The organism is Ruegeria sp. EL01 (genome assembly GCF_900313035.1).
Taxonomy (GTDB): Bacteria; Pseudomonadota; Alphaproteobacteria; order Rhodobacterales; family Rhodobacteraceae; genus Ruegeria.
In genome coordinates, this window is record NZ_OMPS01000046.1 from 473,618 (window position 1) to 488,974 (window position 15,357).

A 15,357-nucleotide genomic window follows, 5' to 3' on the forward strand; every position below is an offset into this window, starting at 1 on the left:
TCCCATTTTTATTCAATGTTTTGCACCTGTTCGCGCATCTGATCGATCACGGCCTTCAGTTCTAGCCCAACAGATGTCAGATCAGTGTTTTGCGCTTTGGAACACAGTGTATTTGCCTCACGGTTGAACTCCTGCATCAGGAAGTCCAACTTGCGCCCAACGGCCCCGTCTTGCCCCAGCAGGTCACGCGCCGCGGCCACATGGGCAATCAGACGGTCGATTTCTTCAGTTATGTCAGCTTTGACCGCGATCAAAGCCAGTTCTTGCGCCACGCGATCGGGCTCCGCTCCCTGAGCATTGTCCAGTACGCGCGCCAGATTTTCACGAAGGGCATCGGCCATCTTGTCCTTGCGCTGCTCAGCCAGCTTCGCAGCTTGCTCGGTCAGAGAGGCAACCTGATCCAACTGTGACGCCAGAACACCGGCAAGCGCTTCGCCTTCACTTTGGCGCATGTCGATGAATGCGCTTAGAAGACTTGAAAATTCGGACGTCAGATGCGCCACCAAGGGGGCTGGATCATCGGCGTCTGTACCAGCCTCCATCATCCCCTTCATCGCAAGCAGATCAGTTGCGCTGGACCGTGCCAGAACAACTCCGCGCGCCTCGGCCATCTGTTGTGTCTTCACCAGAGCATTCAGCGCATCGGCCATTGTGGTTTCGTTCAAAGACAAATCCGCTGCGGCTTCATCGCGGCTTATGCGCATAGATAGCGTCACGTTTCCGCGGCTCAGAGACTTGGACAGCGTACCACGCAACGCTGCCTCTAACCCGGTCAACCATTCCGGCACCCGAATGCGTAAATCCAGCCCCTTGCCGTTCACGCTGCGCAGTTCCCACGTCCAGCTATGCGGGCCAAATGCCCCCTTGGCCGAGGCAAACCCGGTCATGGATCTGATCATGACTGCCCTTTCTGTCACTGCACTTTTTTTGCTGCCTGCCGCACCTAATGCCATTGACCGGTCCAGAGCAAGACCTTGCTGATGCTGCAATTGATCTGCAGAAGTTAACCATTCATTAAAGAATTACTCCAAAATTGTCTTAACCCGAGTCAAACTGTCCAGAGCAGAGGCTTTTGGGCCGCCGATATATGCGATGTCTCGCATTTTATGAAAATGGTGGTCGTTTGATGTTAGGGTGATGGAAATGAAAACCTTTTTCGGGATTGGTTCCGGGTCAGGATTTGGAAAGATCGTCGCAATGGATCGCTTTGACAGTGGGCGCAGCCTCTCGCCGATCCGCCAGGCCGAGGCGTATTGGACCGCATTGCTGACAGGCGACGGCGTTCCGAAACGGTCGCAGGTTGATCCGCGCGGGTTAGAGAACATTCTGGAATACACCTTCATTCTGGAACGCATCGCCCCTGGCCTTGCCCGGTTTCGTCTGGCTGGCAGCCATCTCACCAAACTCGCGGGAATGGAAGTTCGAGGCATGCCTCTGACATCCTTTTTTGAGCCAGATGCGCGAGCGGATGTGAAAGACGTGCTTGAGCAGGTCTTCTCGGCACCCGCCACGGCAGAGCTAAGCGTCGTGTCGGCTGGTGCGCTGGGCCGCGCGAGGTTGCAAGCGCGCATGATACTTCTTCCCCTGAAAAGTGATCTTGGGGACGTGAGCCGGGTTCTTGGCATCATGGTCAGCGACGGTGCAATTGGCGCGACACCACGCCGTTTTGCCATTTCCGACAGACGCATCAAGCCGGTGTCGGACATGCACGTGCCCGCGAAACCCGAACTAGAGGACGCTTCCGGCTTTGCGGAAGACCAGTCAGAATTCAAGCGACCCGCCAGCCACTTGCGACTGGTCGTCTCAAAAGACGACTGACAAACGAAAAACGGCGGGTCAATAACCCGCCGCTTCCCGATAATTCGTAGTAGTCTTAGCTTGCTTGGCGCTTTGAACGATCACGACGCAAATTGGTCAGTTCTTCAGCGACTAGGAAGGCGAGTTCCAACGCCTGAGAGGCATTCAGGCGTGGATCGCACGCGGTGTGGTAGCGGTCAGACAGATCCTCTTCGGTCACTGCGCGTACGCCGCCGGTACACTCTGTGACATCCAGACCGGTCATCTCAAAATGCACACCACCGGGGATGGTGCCCTCGGCCTGATGAACACCAAAGAAGTCGCGCACTTCGCGCAGCACCGAATCGAAGGGCCGGGTTTTGTAGCCGGTCGCCGACTTGATGGTGTTGCCGTGCATTGGATCGCAGACCCATGTGACATTGGCGCCTTCTTCTGTCACCGCCTTGACCAGACGCGGCAGGTGCTCACCCGCTTTGCCCGCACCAAAGCGCGCGATCAGGGTCAGGCGACCCTCTTCGTTTTCCGGGTTCAGCTTGGCCATCAGAACCTTGAGGTCTTCCGCCGAAGTGGTCGGGCCGCATTTCAGGCCAATGGGATTTTGGACCCCACGGCAGAACTCGACATGTGCACCATCAGGCTGACGGGTGCGATCACCGATCCATATCATGTGCCCGGACCCGGCCAACCAGTTGCCCGAGGTCGAATCCAGACGCGTCAGCGCCTCTTCATACTCCAACAGTAGCCCTTCGTGGCTGGTGTAGAATTCAACGGTCGAGAACTCATGCGTGGTATCTGCGGTAATCCCCGCCGCACCCATGAAGTCGATAGTGTCCTGAATTCGGTCGGCAATTTCCGAATATTTCTGAACGTCCTGTTCGTCCGTAAAGCCCAGCGTCCACGAATGCACCATGCTCATGTCCGCGAAGCCACCGGTCGAAAACGCACGCAGCAGGTTCAGCGTTGCGGCGGCCTGCGTGTAGGCCTGCAGCATTTTCTGAGGATTCGGAATCCGGGATTCGGGCGTGAAAGCCAGTTCGTTGATGATATCGCCGCGGTAGCTGGGCAACTCTATGCCATCGATAACCTCGGTCGGGGCGCTGCGTGGTTTGGCAAACTGACCAGCCATACGGCCGACTTTAACCACGGGAACCTTGGCACCATAGGTCAACACCATGGCCATCTGCAGCATCACCTTGAACGTATCGCGGATCGCATCGGCGCTGAATTGTTCAAAGCTTTCAGCACAATCTCCACCCTGCAGCAAAAAGGCCTCGCCGCGACCAGCGGCACCCAGATGTTGCTTGAGACGCCGCGCCTCACCGGCAAAGACCAGCGGCGGATACTGTGAAAGCTGAGCCTCGACTTTGGCCAGCGCGGCCGCGTCGGTATACTCTGGCATCTGAACCCGGGGCTTATTGCGCCAGCTCGTTTTTTGCCACTCAGTCATAGCTTGGATCTCCGCAGATATATTTCAGGTGGTCTCTATACAAAAAGCAGGGAAGAGTGGCCATATCCGATTTGCACCCCTTGACGCGGTAAAGAAGCTTTGAGCATGGTGTCTGGCAAATCAGCCGCGACGTGGGTGCAGCCGTCGCCAATTCAAGGACAATCGCCATGCAAGAGCAACGCCAAGTTGTCACTGTGGACGCCCGCACGGATAAACCGGTCAATTTTGTCTTTGTCCTGTTGGACAAGTTCTCGTTGCTGTCTTTTGCGTCTGCTTTGGACAGCCTGCGCATCGCCAACCGCATGGCCGATCGCACCATATACACCTGGACCCTGGCAGGCGAAGGCGGGGAAACCGTTTCCTGTTCATCCGGAACCACATTCAACTTGGATTCGGATCTGGGTGAGCTGCAGCGCGACCAGATCATTATGGTCTGCGGTGGCGTGGACGTTCAGGCCGCGACCACCAAACGCGTATTGAACTGGTTGCGTCGTGAAGCGCGCAAGGGGCTGAAGATTGGTGGACTATGCACTGCGGCCTATACATTGGCGAAAGCCGGGTTGCTGGATGGCAAACGCGCGACAATCCATTGGGAAAACTCGGACAGTTTTGCCGAGGAATTCGACAGCGTTGAGCTGACCAAATCGGTGTTTCTGATCGACGGTAACCGCATGACCACAGCCGGTGGCACATCTTCGATTGATCTGATGCTAAAACTGATTGCGGATGATTTTGGAGAGGATCTTGCCAACGCGGTCGCAGATCAGATGATTTATTCCTCCATCCGCACGGATCAGGACACACAACGTCTGTCAACGCCGACGCGCATCGGGGTGCGCCACCCCAAGCTTAGCCAGGTTATCCTGATGATGGAAAAGAACATCGAAGAGCCGATCTCGCCTTCGATCCTGGCCAAGGATGTCGGCATGTCCACCCGACAGCTCGAGCGGCTGTTCCGTCGGTACCTCAGCCGTTCGCCCAAACGATACTATATGGAGCTGCGGTTGCATAAGGCGCGCAACCTGCTGATGCAGACGGATATGAGCGTGATCAACGTGGCCCTTGCCTGCGGCTTTGCCTCGCCCAGCCATTTCTCGAAATGCTACAGGGCGCATTACAACACCACGCCGTACCGCGAACGTGGAACGCAAAGCGGGCGTTTGTCAGTCTGAAGTCTCAGCCAGGTGTCATGCGATACACGGCGCCCTGCCCGACTGATATGAACCAGATCGACCCATCCGGAGCTTCGACGATGTCACGCACACGCTCGGTTTCCGGACCCGTGATCTGTTCAACCTCGCGCAGCGGCGATCCGGCCAGGCGCGCGATATAGTCGAACTTGAGCGAGCCGACAAAAATGTCGCCAGTCCACTGGGGCCAAAGCTTACCGGAATAGACCAGCAACCCTGATGGCGCGATGGACGGGTCCCAGTAGTGTTCAGGCTGTTCCAGCCCCGGTTGCGATGTTCCTTCGCCGATCTTTTCGCCGGAATAGTGGGTGCCGTAAGAGATCACCGGCCACCCGTAATTTGACCCTTTGCGGATTTGGTTGACCTCATCTCCGCCCTTCGCGCCGTGCTCGGATACCCAAAGCTGTCCGTCTAAATCCAATCCGGCACCCTGCGGGTTTCTATGACCAAAAGACCAGATTTCAGGACGGATTTCATCTTGGCCGAGAAACGGATTGTCAGCGGGCACAGAACCGTCACGCGTGATCCGAACGACCGAGCCCATGTGGGTTGATCTGTCCTGCGCAGACGGCCTGTCGCCCCGGTCACCAAGTGTTACGAACAATGTGCCGTCGCTGGCTTCGACCACGCGCGATCCAAAATGCCGTCCCCCCGATCCACCGGGCATGGCCTCGAATATGATGCGCAGATTTGTCAGACGTTGCCCATTCTCGGACAATCGCGCTACGGCTACCGCAGTTCCGGCCCCATCCGCTTGCGGTTTGGAGAACGTCAGAAACACCTCTCGGCTCTGGCTGAAGTCCTTTGCGACAGTGACATCTAGCAAACCACCCTGCCCCGATGCAGCAACCTTGGGCACGCCGGATACACGCTGAGTCGTTCCGTTGCTGACGAACAGCAGGTCGCCATCGCGTTCCGTGACCAGGAAACTGCCATCCGGCAGGATGCCCACCGCCCACGGCGTGTCCAGACCTTGCAGCATGTGCGTGATGCGGACTGGGCCAGAGGCCGTTTGCAGCGTGTCCGCATGGGACGTACCGGTCACCCAAGTCAAAATGAGAATCGCAACAAGCCGGATCATCTTCGCCCTCCATCAAGTATTGAGCCGCCGCCAAAGCCCGGCAGCACCAACAAAACAAATAGAATTAATGTATGCAAAAGCACTTTTTCGTTAGGACTTTTCTTTTTTGAACAGCTTGCCTAGGGTCGTGCCCAGAATGAAGATAAAATCAGGGAGTAACCATATGAAAAAGCTGCTTACTGCAACCGCAGCAACCGCATTGCTGGCTGGTGCCGCGATGGCCGACGACGTTAAACTGGGCATTCTGGTGGGCTTTACAGGGCCTATTGAATCGCTCGCCCCCGCCATGGGATCCGGTGCGGAAATGGCCATCGCCGAAGTTACAGAATCGGGCAAACTGCTTGATGGCGCCACCGTCGTTGGTATGCGCGCTGACACCGGCTGCATCGACAATGGCCTGTCCACATCGAACGGCGAACGCATGATTGCCGACGGTGTTGCTGGCATCATCGGTGGGGATTGCTCGGGCGTGACAGGCGCGATTTTGCAGAATGTCGCAATTCCGAATGGCATGGTGATGATCTCGCCTTCTGCAACCTCACCCGGTCTGTCGACCATGGAAGACAACGGCCTGTTTTTCCGCACCGCACCTTCGGATGCGCGGGAAGGTCAGGTGATGGCGGACATCCTGCAGGATCGTGGCATCAATTCGATCGCTCTGACCTACACAAATAACGACTATGGCAAAGGTCTGGCAGACGCGATCCAGTCTTCGTTCGAAGCTGTCGGTGGCGAAGTGACCATCGTCGCGGCGCATGAAGACGGCAAAGCGGACTACTCGGCTGAAGTTGGCGCGCTGGCCTCGGCCGGAGGCGACATTCTGGTCGTTGCGGGCTATCTTGACCAAGGCGGTCTGGGTATCATCCAATCGTCGCTGGACAGCGGCGCGTTTGACACGTTCGGTCTGCCCGGTGGCATGATCGGTGACTCGCTGCCTTCCAATGTGGGCGCGGACCTGAACGGATCGTTCGGTCAGATCGCGGGTTCAGGCGGCGAAGGTGCTGAAAAGTACTTTGCCCTGTCCGAGGCAGCAGGCTTTGACGGCTCATCCCCGTATTCGCCTGAATCCTATGACGCGGCAGCGCTGTTCATGCTGGCTATGCAGGCCGCCGGGTCTACAAGCCCGGCAGATTATGCATCCAAAGTCATGGATGTCGCCAACGCGCCGGGTGAAAAGATTTATCCGGGTGAACTGGCCAAAGGTCTGGAGCTTTTGGCTGCGGGCGAGGAGATCGACTATGTCGGAGCTTCGGGTGTTGAACTGATCGGCCCCGGTGAAAGCGCAGGCTCCTACCGCGAGATCGAAGTGACCGACGGCGAAAACAAAACCGTCAACTTCCGTTGATCCAGCGTTAACAGTATGAAACCAAGCAGCCCGGGCCTTGTGTCCGGGCTGTTTCAATGACAAAAGATCGCACCTCTTTTTGGGGATGGGACAACAAGAACGCCGAACAGGGCGGCTAGGGGAAACGATGATCGTCGTCGAAGACGTGCACAAGCATTTCGGCGGTTTTCACGCGGTGGATGGGGCATCGCTGGAAATCGAACAAGGGTCGATCACTGGCCTGATCGGGCCAAACGGGGCCGGAAAAACCACTCTGTTCAATGTCATCGCCGGGGTTTTGCCACCCACCAGCGGCAGGGTGTTCATGGATGGTGAAGATATCACCGGCCTGCCCCCACATGATCTGTTTCACAAGGGCCTACTGCGCACCTTTCAAATCGCGCACGAGTTTTCGTCGATGACCTGCCGCGAAAACCTGATGATGGTGCCCGGCACTCAATCCGGGGAATCTCTGTGGAACACCTGGTTCGGACGCAAACGGATCGCGGATGAAGAGCGTGCGCTCGCGGCACACGCCGATGAGGTTCTGGAGTTTCTGACAATCGAGCATCTGGCTGATCACAAGGCCGGTCAGGTCTCGGGCGGGCAGAAGAAACTGCTTGAACTTGGCCGTACCATGATGGTCGACGCCAAGATTGTGTTTCTGGACGAAGTTGGCGCCGGCGTGAACCGCACTCTGCTGATGACCATCGCCGACACGATCCTGCGCCTGAACAAAGAACGCGGATATACATTCGTCGTGATCGAACACGACATGGATTTCATCGGCAAGATCTGCGACCCGGTCATTTGTATGGCCGAGGGCAAGGTGCTGGCGCAGGGCACACTGGACGAGATCAAAGCCAATGAGCATGTGATTGAGGCCTATCTGGGCACCGGCCTGAAAAACAAAGACAAGCTGGAAGCTGGCGCATGAGCGACAACCCATACCAGGACGATCACGGCAACAAGGACGCCTCGATCACGAACACCGCCGGAATCGGCACATTGACGCCCGCCCACACGAAAAGCGGACCCGTCTCCAAGGTCGAAGGTGGTCCTTTCCTGATTGGCGACACCATGACCGGTGGTTATGGCAAAGGACCGGATATCCTGCACGATTGCACGATCTCTGTCGACAAGGGCGAGATTGCCGTGATCGTCGGCCCCAACGGCGCGGGTAAGTCCACCGCAATGAAGGCCGTATTCGGGATGCTGGACGTTCGCGCCGGCTCGGTGCGGTTGGATGGCGAGGATATCACCAACCTTACCCCACAAGATCGTGTGATCCGGGGGATGGGGTTTGTGCCTCAGACGCAGAACATCTTTACCTCTATGACGGTCGAGGAAAACCTCGAGATGGGTGCATTCATCCGTCGTGACGACATTTCTGAGACGATGGAGCAGGTGTTTGAGCTGTTCCCAATCCTGCGCGACAAACGCAACCAGGCGGCCGGAGAGCTGTCGGGTGGTCAACGCCAACAGGTCGCCGTCGGCCGCGCACTGATGACCCAGCCCAAAGTGCTGATGCTGGACGAGCCGACGGCTGGTGTCTCACCCATCGTGATGGACGAACTGTTCGACCGGATCATCGAGGTGTCACGCACCGGGCTGCCGATCCTGATGGTTGAACAAAACGCCCGTCAGGCGCTGGAGATCGCTGATAAGGGGTATGTGCTGGTTCAGGGGCGCAACGCTTACTCCGGTACGGGAAAAGAATTGCTGGCGGACCCGGAGGTTCGGAAGAGTTTCTTGGGGGGGTGAGGATGATTAAGGCAATTTTCTCGCTGATTCTGAGCGTTCTGCCCCGGACAGCTATGGCATTTATTGGACCTGTGAGCGGGCTCGAGAAATATGATTGTGTAATTGTTGAAAGATGTGACGCTCAAAAGCTCTGCAAAATGACGCGCGAAAAAAGCGAGCTGATCGTTATAACGACGGTCTTCATGGCACCAACAAATGAGCAAAATGGGACCAATCCATACGACCTTATTGAGAGAGTGGATGAAATCGCTTGGGTCGACTTTGCGCGCTATTCGAGAGTGCCTGTCCCTCTCCCGATTTGGTTCAAGTTCGATTTCGTTTCAGGTGAAGCAATGGAATTCAGATTGGATGATTGGCTCTATGGCAAGCAGCTCTCACCATACGACGAACAGTCATATGCTTTTGTGTTCGAAGCGGACGCAAGCAACGACGGCGAGGTTGTTGATCTTTGGGAGAATCGGAACTTTTGGTTTAGGCTGTATACAAAACGGAATAGCGCCGAAGCGAGGTTTGAAACAATCAAGATGATCTGTCCGGAGTATGGTAAGTAGGATGGATTTCCTTGACCCCCATGTGGCGCTCTCTAACGTCGCCCTGGTTCCAACGACCACTTGACCGCCTATTCCAACAGGACCAGCTGACAGTTCTCAGCATCAAACGCCCTTAGAAACTCACCTGTCATCCCAAGATTTCCACGCCTCCGCTGCAATCCGGTCACATTGTGCGTTTAGCGCCGGGCGCTGTGAAGGAAACGGTTTCCCGGACAAACAGATTTGGTTCCGTGAAATCAGCGAACCTTCTGAATGAAAAACTCTATTCAGGACCAAACAATGAAAAAATGGATGTGCGTGGCCGTGACCACCCTGCTCGCCACGGCTGCAGCGGCAGAAGAACGCCACTTCGTCTGCGTGTCAGATCGCGATGGAAGCGAAACTCGCCTGAACCAAACTGCTGAAGGTGACAAGGGTCGCATCGCCACACAGAATATCGAAGGCGATGCCACTATCTTGAAAGGCGTTGGCAACATGACCTTTCTTCACATCGAAGGCGGCGATGTGGTGACCTTCGTAATCCATACCGAGGACATGACCTACGACCTCTCGATCAAGGGTCCCCATGTTGGAACCGACCGCGGCACCTGCATCCAGGTCGACGCTTAGGCGGTAACTGTGTCTGGCGGTCGTGTCCGCCAGACATCGTATTTCCCGCATGAGATGAAACGGCAACGTATCTATCCAAAACCTTGTTTTTCAGCGTCGTAAAGCCAAAAAACAGACCACAAAATGTTGTGTCTTCTCACGTCGCTATGCCATAAAGCCGCACCCGGACAGTGAGAAGAATTGATGGACCTACTAAACGCGCTTGTTGCGCTTTCGAACTTTGTGATCGTGCCCGCGATTGCATATGGCAGTCAGTTGGCACTGGGCGCGCTTGGGGTCACGTTGATCTATGGCATCCTGCGGTTTTCCAACTTTGCCCATGGCGATACGATGGCCTTTGGCGCAATGATCGCCGTGTTGGTGACCTGGGGCATGCAAGCTGTCGGTATCAGCTTTGGCCCATTGCCGACCGCCCTTCTTGCCCTGCCCTTTGCGATCTTGGGATGCATCCTGTTGGTGCTGATCACCGACCGGTTCGTCTATCGCTTTTACCGAGCGCAAAGAGCCAAACCGGTCATACTTGTGATCGTGTCGATGGGTGTGATGTTCATCATGAACGGCTTGGTCCGGCTTATCATCGGCCCCGACGATCAAAGGTTTTCGGACGGTGCAAGGTTCCTTATTTCTGCGCGTGATTTCAAGGCCATGACGGGGTTGCGCGAGGGGCTCGCGATCAAGACGTCTCAGGGGATCACCGTGATCGTGGCTGTTGTCGCTGTGGCATTGCTGTTCTGGTTTCTCAACAAGACCCGCACCGGAAAATCCATGCGCGCCTATTCCGATAATGAGGATCTGGCGCTGCTGTCAGGGATCAATCCGGAACGCGTGGTGATGATCACCTGGATCCTCGTGGCGGCTCTGGCGACAACTGCCGGTGTGCTTTATGGCCTCGACAAGAGTTTTAAGCCGTTTGTCTATTTCCAGCTGCTGCTGCCGATCTTTGCTTCGGCCATTGTCGGCGGTTTAGGCAGCCCGCTTGGTGCCATTGCCGGTGGCTTCGTCATCGCCTTTTCCGAGGTCACGATCACCTACGCCTGGAAAAAGGTGCTGACATATATCGCCCCAGAAAATCTGGAACCTTCGGGATTGGTGCAGCTTCTGTCCACCGACTACAAATTCGCCGTCAGCTTTGTCATCTTGCTGATCGTGCTTCTGTTTAAGCCCACAGGCCTGTTCAAAGGAAAAGCGGTATGACCGAGACAGTCAAAAACACGCTGCTTTTCGCCGTTGTTGGGGGCCTGATCCTTCTGACCGGATTCACGCAAAGCTGGAATTCCGCAATCCTGATCTTGAACATGGGCCTGATCTCGGCCATCATGTCGATTGGCGTGAACCTGCAATGGGGTTTTGCGGGCTTGTTCAACGTTGGTGTCATGGGTTTCGTGGCGCTGGGCGGACTGGCGGTTGTATTGGTGTCGACACCTCCAACTCCGGGAGCGTGGTCGGAAGGTGGCTACGGTGTTGTGTTGGCCCTTTTGCTGGGGGCCGTAACCGTTGTTGCCGCTGTACTGGTTGCGCAGAGAATGCCCAAAGGACGATTGCAGACTCTGGTCATCGTCGCCATTCTTGTCATCGGTTTCTTTGTCTATCGCGCGGTTTTTGATCCCAACGCGGTCGCAATCGAAGCCATCAACCCGGCGGTTGCCGGAAATATCGGTGGTTTGAACTTGCCTGTACTATTGGCCTGGCCCGCAGGAGGATTGCTGGCAGCAGGGGCAGCGTGGTTGATTGGCAAGACGGCCCTGGGTCTGCGTTCAGACTATCTGGCGATTGCCACATTGGGCATCGCCGAGATTGTCATCGCGATCATGAAGAACGAGGACTGGTTGGCGCGCGGTGTCAAGAATGTCTACGGCATTCCCCGGCCGGCCCCCGTGGTCGGATATGAGGTCGAACTGCAAAACGACCCCAGCTTTATCGCACGCGCTGACTGGTTTGGTCTGGATCCGGTCATTGCGTCCACACTGTCCGTGAAGCTGGGCTATTCGCTGCTGTTCATGATTGTGTTGCTCGCCTTGCTCTGGATGGCGCAGATGGCGCTCAAAAGCCCGTGGGGTCGCATGATGCGCGCCATTCGTGACAACGAGGTTGCAGCTGAGGCGATGGGCAAGGATGTCACCCGCCGCCATCTTCAGATCTTTGTTCTGGGTTCGGCGATCTGCGGCATTGCCGGGGCGATGATGACGACGTTGGACGGGCAACTTACGCCTGGGACCTATAACCCGTTGCGCTTTACGTTTCTGGTCTGGGTGATGGTGATCGTCGGCGGATCGGGTAACAATTTCGGGGCCGTATTGGGGGCCTTTCTGATCTGGTTCCTTTGGGTGCAGGTCGAGCCTATGGGCCTGTGGATAATGAACCTGGTCACCTCCGGTATTCCGGACGGCAGCGCGCTTAAGGCGCATCTGATCGCAAGCGCAGCGCATATGCGTCTGTTCACCATGGGCCTTGTACTACTGATTGTTCTCAGATTTAGCCCAAGGGGCCTCATCCCCGAGAAATAGGTCAAAATCCATACAAATCAGCGAAACCGCGCCGGCAAAACGGCGCGGTTTCTTGATTCTTAACGATTTTCTGACTAAATGAGAGTACGTACTTGCCACTTGGTACGCTTTGTTGTCGGCGCTCACTCACACACAGTTAGCCGATCTGTAACGATCATTGAGACTCACTAATAAGAGTAACGTATCCCATGATGACACCACTCGCCAAAGCCACTGTGCTGTTGCCGGTTCTTGCGGCACTAACAGCATGTATTCCTTCACCCGAGGATCTGGAAACAACTCCGGTGAAGGTTCAGACCCCAAAGGGCGTGGTCACGTGCCAACTGTATCGTCCAGACCGCGTTACCTGGGATCGCGCCATTGATTTTCCGGCCAGCAAAATGTCAGTGCCGGAAGCTGACGCTTATTGCAAACAAGAAGGCCAACGCCAATTGAAGTGAGGGATGCGGCGTTGGAGTATCGCGCCACCTTTCCAGTCACCGGCTGCGAAACAACCCGCCCAGGATTCCACGCACGATCCGACGACCGGTTGTTCCCTTCAGTTCTTTGATAACGGCCGAACTCATGGCTGATGCAAATGTGTCCTTCTTGCGCACCGCACGCGAGGAGGATCGCCCAACCCGATTGCCGGAGTACCGACGGGCCGAGGCGTACTCACGCTCCATTGGGCTTTGCTGTTCCAACATATCCTCCGACTCGGCTTGTTCTGCAGCCTTTGCAGCCGCTTCCGCCCGGGCTTGGAGTATTTCGAATGCGGATTTCCGATCCGTAGCAGTGTCATACTTGGCCGCCATTGGCGATGCACCCAATATGGCCTGACGCTCTGCATCAGAAATCGGACCCAGCTGCGACCCCGGTGGGCGGATCAAGGTACGCTCGACAATGCCCGGTACACCCTTTTTCTGCAGCATCGATGTCACCGCTTCACCTACGCCGACCTCACGGATTGCGACCTCGGTGTCAAAGGCGGGGTTTTCGCGATAGGTTTCGGCGGCCAAGCGCAAATTCTTGCGGTCGCGGGCTGTGAAGGCCCTTAATGCGTGTTGGACGCGGTTTCCCAACTGACCCAAGATATCTTCTGGAATATCCGCCGGATTCTGCGTGATGAAATAAACGCCAACGCCTTTGGACCGGATAAGACGCGCGACCTGCTCGACCTTGTCCACAAGAACTTTTGGCGCGTCATCAAACAACAAATGAGCTTCATCGAAAAAGAACACCAACTTGGGCTTATCAGGATCGCCGACCTCGGGCAGTTCTTCGAACAGCTCGCTTAGCAGCCACAGCAAGAAGGTTGCGTAGAGGCGCGGTGATCCCATCAATTGATCTGATGCAAGAATGTTGACCACCCCGCGCCCGGTTTCATCTGTCCGCATCAGGTCGGCCAGATCCAGCGCGGGTTCGCCGAACAGACGCGTTCCGCCTTGGTTTTCCAGCACCAGCAACCGTCGCTGTATCGCCCCGATCGAGGCCGTGGACACATTGCCGTAGCGCAGCGAAAGCTTCGTTCGGTTCTCACCAATCCAAACCAGAAGGGCCTGTAGATCTTTGAGATCCAACAGCGGCATCCCGTCTTCATCGGCAACGCGGAACGCGATATTCAGTATCCCTTCTTGCGCTTCGCTTAATTCCATCAATCGTGACAACAGCAATGGGCCCATTTCGGTAACGGTGGTACGCACCGGGTGGCCCTTCTCACCGAAAAGATCCCAGAACGTGACCGGAAAGGCTTCGTAAGAGAAATCGGAAAAGCCGATGCGCTCGGCCCGTTCCAGAAACGCCTGATGCAGTTTATGGGATTGGCTTCCCGCCACGGCCAGCCCCGACAGGTCCCCTTTGACGTCAGACAAAAATACCGGGACACCGGCCTTTGAAAACCCTTCGGCCAGGATTTGCAGTGTCACAGTCTTACCTGTGCCTGTTGCGCCGGCAATCAAGCCGTGACGATTGGCGTACTTCAGGGACAACCCTTGTGGTTGACCGTATTCCTGCCCCGCACCGCCTATGAATAATTCTTTTGTCATCTGTTCTTATGCCTTCGTTTTCACCGATCCATGCCCAGCATACAAAGTTAACCTTTAACTGCGATAGTCTTGACGTTCTCTTTGCGGTGCATGCTGCGGGGGACAAACTTCCTCCCTGTCGACTGGCCGTGCCTTCGGGCGCGGCTTTTTTCAACTCTCCGATATTAAAGTGAACTGATGAGTATGTTAAAAATTCAGGTTAGCAGTTGACCGCCGAGCGCCCCTTCCCTAGGGTTTGCGCATAACTAAGTCGGCCAGTCCGACGGGGAGAAAAATTCGGGAAAGGGAGCTGTGCAAACGGCTCCCTTTTTCTTGTCCTTTGGGACAGTTGTTCTACCCTTTTGGCAAGAAATCGTGCAATTCTCGACCCGCTGACAGGTTAGCGCCTGACACCGGGTGTTTAGGGTGCTAGACGAAACAAAAAGATCAATCATCAAAACTTCGAGGCATTCATGATCAAGAACATCCTCTCGCTTAACACCGTGGCTGCTGCCCTGATGTGTGGCGCAGTCAGTGCGCAGGAAGCGACACCCACTGAAGAAACACCTAACGCTGAGACCGGCACCGAGCTGGATCTTGGTGACTCCGGTCCGCGCGTTGGCGAGCAATTCGTCAAAGAGAAATCCGGTGAATGGGATGTGTCCTGCATCAAGGCCGAGGAAGGGGAAGATCCCTGCGCAATCGTGCAGGTCCTGAACGGCCCTCAAGGTGAGCCAATTGCCGAAGTATCCATCGGTAAGTTGCCCGAAGGCGGTGCCGCCGTGGCATGGGCGAATGTCATCGTTCCACTGGAAACGCTGCTGCAGGCGCAACTGGCGCTGTCAATCGACGGTGCACCGCGCAAACTGTACAACTACCATCACTGTGTTCCTGTGGGGTGCGTTGCGCAATTGGGCCTAAGCCAGGGTGACCTAAGCGCGATGAAGTCTGGCAGCAAAGCGACATTCTCATTGGTTCCTGCCCGTTTCCCCGATCAGGTCCTGGAAATGGAAATGTCCCTGTCTGGCTTTACCGCAGGGTTTGACGGGCTGGACGTCAACGTCAGATAAATCCGTTCGAAACAAAA

At 56.0% G+C, this 15,357-nt stretch carries 15 protein-coding genes; 11 read left to right on the top strand and 4 right to left on the bottom strand.

Annotated elements, in window-relative coordinates; genetic code table 11:
- Window positions 1-8: 8 nt before the first annotated feature.
- Window positions 9-899 carry a YicC/YloC family endoribonuclease gene (locus D9K61_RS22730; protein ID WP_120635671.1) on the bottom strand — a complete coding sequence of 297 codons (891 nt, stop codon included), beginning with the start codon at window positions 897-899 and terminating at the stop codon, window positions 9-11.
- Between the two features lie 244 nt (window positions 900-1,143).
- Here D9K61_RS22730 and D9K61_RS22735 point away from each other — a divergent pair, with 244 nt between their 5' ends.
- The gene (locus tag D9K61_RS22735; protein ID WP_120635672.1) at window positions 1,144-1,818 is read left to right on the top strand and encodes a PAS domain-containing protein; all 675 of its coding nucleotides are present in this window, start codon (window positions 1,144-1,146) and stop codon (window positions 1,816-1,818) included.
- Window positions 1,819-1,873: 55 nt separating this feature from the next.
- Here D9K61_RS22735 and D9K61_RS22740 read toward each other — a convergent pair whose 3' ends face one another.
- Window positions 1,874-3,244, bottom strand: coding sequence for a class II 3-deoxy-7-phosphoheptulonate synthase (locus D9K61_RS22740; protein ID WP_120635459.1), 1,371 nt, complete (start codon window positions 3,242-3,244; stop codon window positions 1,874-1,876).
- A gap of 167 nt (window positions 3,245-3,411) precedes the next feature.
- Here D9K61_RS22740 and D9K61_RS22745 point away from each other — a divergent pair, with 167 nt between their 5' ends.
- Window positions 3,412-4,416 carry a GlxA family transcriptional regulator gene (locus D9K61_RS22745; RefSeq protein ID WP_120635673.1) on the top strand — a complete coding sequence of 335 codons (1,005 nt, stop codon included), beginning with the start codon at window positions 3,412-3,414 and terminating at the stop codon, window positions 4,414-4,416.
- A 4-nt stretch (window positions 4,417-4,420) separates the two neighbouring features.
- Here the strand turns inward: D9K61_RS22745 and D9K61_RS22750 are convergent, their stop codons facing one another.
- Window positions 4,421-5,515: a PQQ-dependent sugar dehydrogenase gene (locus tag D9K61_RS22750; protein WP_120635460.1), complete on the bottom strand. Its 1,095-nt coding sequence runs from the start codon at window positions 5,513-5,515 to the stop codon at window positions 4,421-4,423.
- Window positions 5,516-5,678: 163 nt separating this feature from the next.
- Here D9K61_RS22750 and D9K61_RS22755 point away from each other — a divergent pair, with 163 nt between their 5' ends.
- From D9K61_RS22755 to D9K61_RS22790, 8 genes are all read left to right on the top strand, one after another.
- Window positions 5,679-6,860, top strand: a complete 1,182-nt coding sequence (locus D9K61_RS22755; RefSeq protein WP_120635461.1) for an ABC transporter substrate-binding protein — start codon at window positions 5,679-5,681, stop codon at window positions 6,858-6,860.
- A gap of 127 nt (window positions 6,861-6,987) precedes the next feature.
- Window positions 6,988-7,776: an ABC transporter ATP-binding protein gene (locus D9K61_RS22760; RefSeq protein ID WP_120635674.1), complete on the top strand. Its 789-nt coding sequence runs from the start codon at window positions 6,988-6,990 to the stop codon at window positions 7,774-7,776.
- Entirely contained in the window at window positions 7,773-8,603 is an 831-nt protein-coding gene (locus tag D9K61_RS22765) for an ABC transporter ATP-binding protein (protein WP_120635462.1), read from the top strand. The genes D9K61_RS22760 and D9K61_RS22765 overlap by 4 nt, the downstream gene beginning before the upstream one ends.
- A 2-nt stretch (window positions 8,604-8,605) precedes the next feature.
- Window positions 8,606-9,154, top strand: a complete 549-nt coding sequence (locus D9K61_RS22770) for a hypothetical protein (protein ID WP_120635463.1) — start codon at window positions 8,606-8,608, stop codon at window positions 9,152-9,154.
- A 279-nt stretch (window positions 9,155-9,433) separates the two neighbouring features.
- Entirely contained in the window at window positions 9,434-9,763 is a 330-nt protein-coding gene (locus tag D9K61_RS22775) for a hypothetical protein (protein WP_162947001.1), read from the top strand.
- Between the two features lie 183 nt (window positions 9,764-9,946).
- The gene (locus D9K61_RS22780; RefSeq protein ID WP_120635465.1) at window positions 9,947-10,957 is read left to right on the top strand and encodes a branched-chain amino acid ABC transporter permease; all 1,011 of its coding nucleotides are present in this window, start codon (window positions 9,947-9,949) and stop codon (window positions 10,955-10,957) included.
- On the top strand, window positions 10,954-12,267 hold the full coding sequence (locus D9K61_RS22785) for a branched-chain amino acid ABC transporter permease (protein ID WP_120635466.1): 1,314 nt from the start codon (window positions 10,954-10,956) through the stop codon (window positions 12,265-12,267). The genes D9K61_RS22780 and D9K61_RS22785 overlap by 4 nt, the downstream gene beginning before the upstream one ends.
- Before the next feature lie 188 nt (window positions 12,268-12,455).
- Window positions 12,456-12,707, top strand: coding sequence for a hypothetical protein (locus tag D9K61_RS22790; RefSeq protein ID WP_254055843.1), 252 nt, complete (start codon window positions 12,456-12,458; stop codon window positions 12,705-12,707).
- A 36-nt stretch (window positions 12,708-12,743) separates the two neighbouring features.
- On the opposite strand, the gene D9K61_RS22795 is transcribed toward D9K61_RS22790, so the two are convergent.
- Window positions 12,744-14,291, bottom strand: a complete 1,548-nt coding sequence (locus D9K61_RS22795; protein ID WP_120635467.1) for a helicase HerA-like domain-containing protein — start codon at window positions 14,289-14,291, stop codon at window positions 12,744-12,746.
- Window positions 14,292-14,743: 452 nt separating this feature from the next.
- Between D9K61_RS22795 and D9K61_RS22800 the strand changes: the two genes are divergently transcribed.
- A complete protein-coding gene (locus D9K61_RS22800; protein ID WP_120635468.1) occupies window positions 14,744-15,340 on the top strand; it encodes an invasion associated locus B family protein in 597 nt (198 codons plus the stop codon).
- Window positions 15,341-15,357: the final 17 nt, after the last annotated feature.

Excerpts from the sequence above, each read along its gene's own strand:
- D9K61_RS22795 (WP_120635467.1), bottom strand. The coding sequence starts at position 14,291 with ATGACAAAAGAATTATTCATAGGCGGTGCGGGGCAGGAATACGGTCAA.
- D9K61_RS22785 (WP_120635466.1), top strand. The coding sequence starts at position 10,954 with ATGACCGAGACAGTCAAAAACACGCTGCTTTTCGCCGTTGTTGGGGGC.
- D9K61_RS22765 (WP_120635462.1), top strand. The coding sequence starts at position 7,773 with ATGAGCGACAACCCATACCAGGACGATCACGGCAACAAGGACGCCTCG.
- D9K61_RS22740 (WP_120635459.1), bottom strand. The coding sequence starts at position 3,244 with ATGACTGAGTGGCAAAAAACGAGCTGGCGCAATAAGCCCCGGGTTCAG.
- D9K61_RS22760 (WP_120635674.1), top strand. The coding sequence starts at position 6,988 with ATGATCGTCGTCGAAGACGTGCACAAGCATTTCGGCGGTTTTCACGCG.
- D9K61_RS22800 (WP_120635468.1), top strand. The coding sequence starts at position 14,744 with ATGATCAAGAACATCCTCTCGCTTAACACCGTGGCTGCTGCCCTGATG.
- D9K61_RS22780 (WP_120635465.1), top strand. The coding sequence starts at position 9,947 with ATGGACCTACTAAACGCGCTTGTTGCGCTTTCGAACTTTGTGATCGTG.
- D9K61_RS22735 (WP_120635672.1), top strand. The coding sequence starts at position 1,144 with ATGAAAACCTTTTTCGGGATTGGTTCCGGGTCAGGATTTGGAAAGATC.
- D9K61_RS22750 (WP_120635460.1), bottom strand. The coding sequence starts at position 5,515 with ATGATCCGGCTTGTTGCGATTCTCATTTTGACTTGGGTGACCGGTACG.
- D9K61_RS22775 (WP_162947001.1), top strand. The coding sequence starts at position 9,434 with ATGAAAAAATGGATGTGCGTGGCCGTGACCACCCTGCTCGCCACGGCT.
- D9K61_RS22730 (WP_120635671.1), bottom strand. The coding sequence starts at position 899 with ATGATCAGATCCATGACCGGGTTTGCCTCGGCCAAGGGGGCATTTGGC.
- D9K61_RS22755 (WP_120635461.1), top strand. The coding sequence starts at position 5,679 with ATGAAAAAGCTGCTTACTGCAACCGCAGCAACCGCATTGCTGGCTGGT.
- D9K61_RS22745 (WP_120635673.1), top strand. The coding sequence starts at position 3,412 with ATGCAAGAGCAACGCCAAGTTGTCACTGTGGACGCCCGCACGGATAAA.
- D9K61_RS22770 (WP_120635463.1), top strand. The coding sequence starts at position 8,606 with ATGATTAAGGCAATTTTCTCGCTGATTCTGAGCGTTCTGCCCCGGACA.
- D9K61_RS22790 (WP_254055843.1), top strand. The coding sequence starts at position 12,456 with ATGATGACACCACTCGCCAAAGCCACTGTGCTGTTGCCGGTTCTTGCG.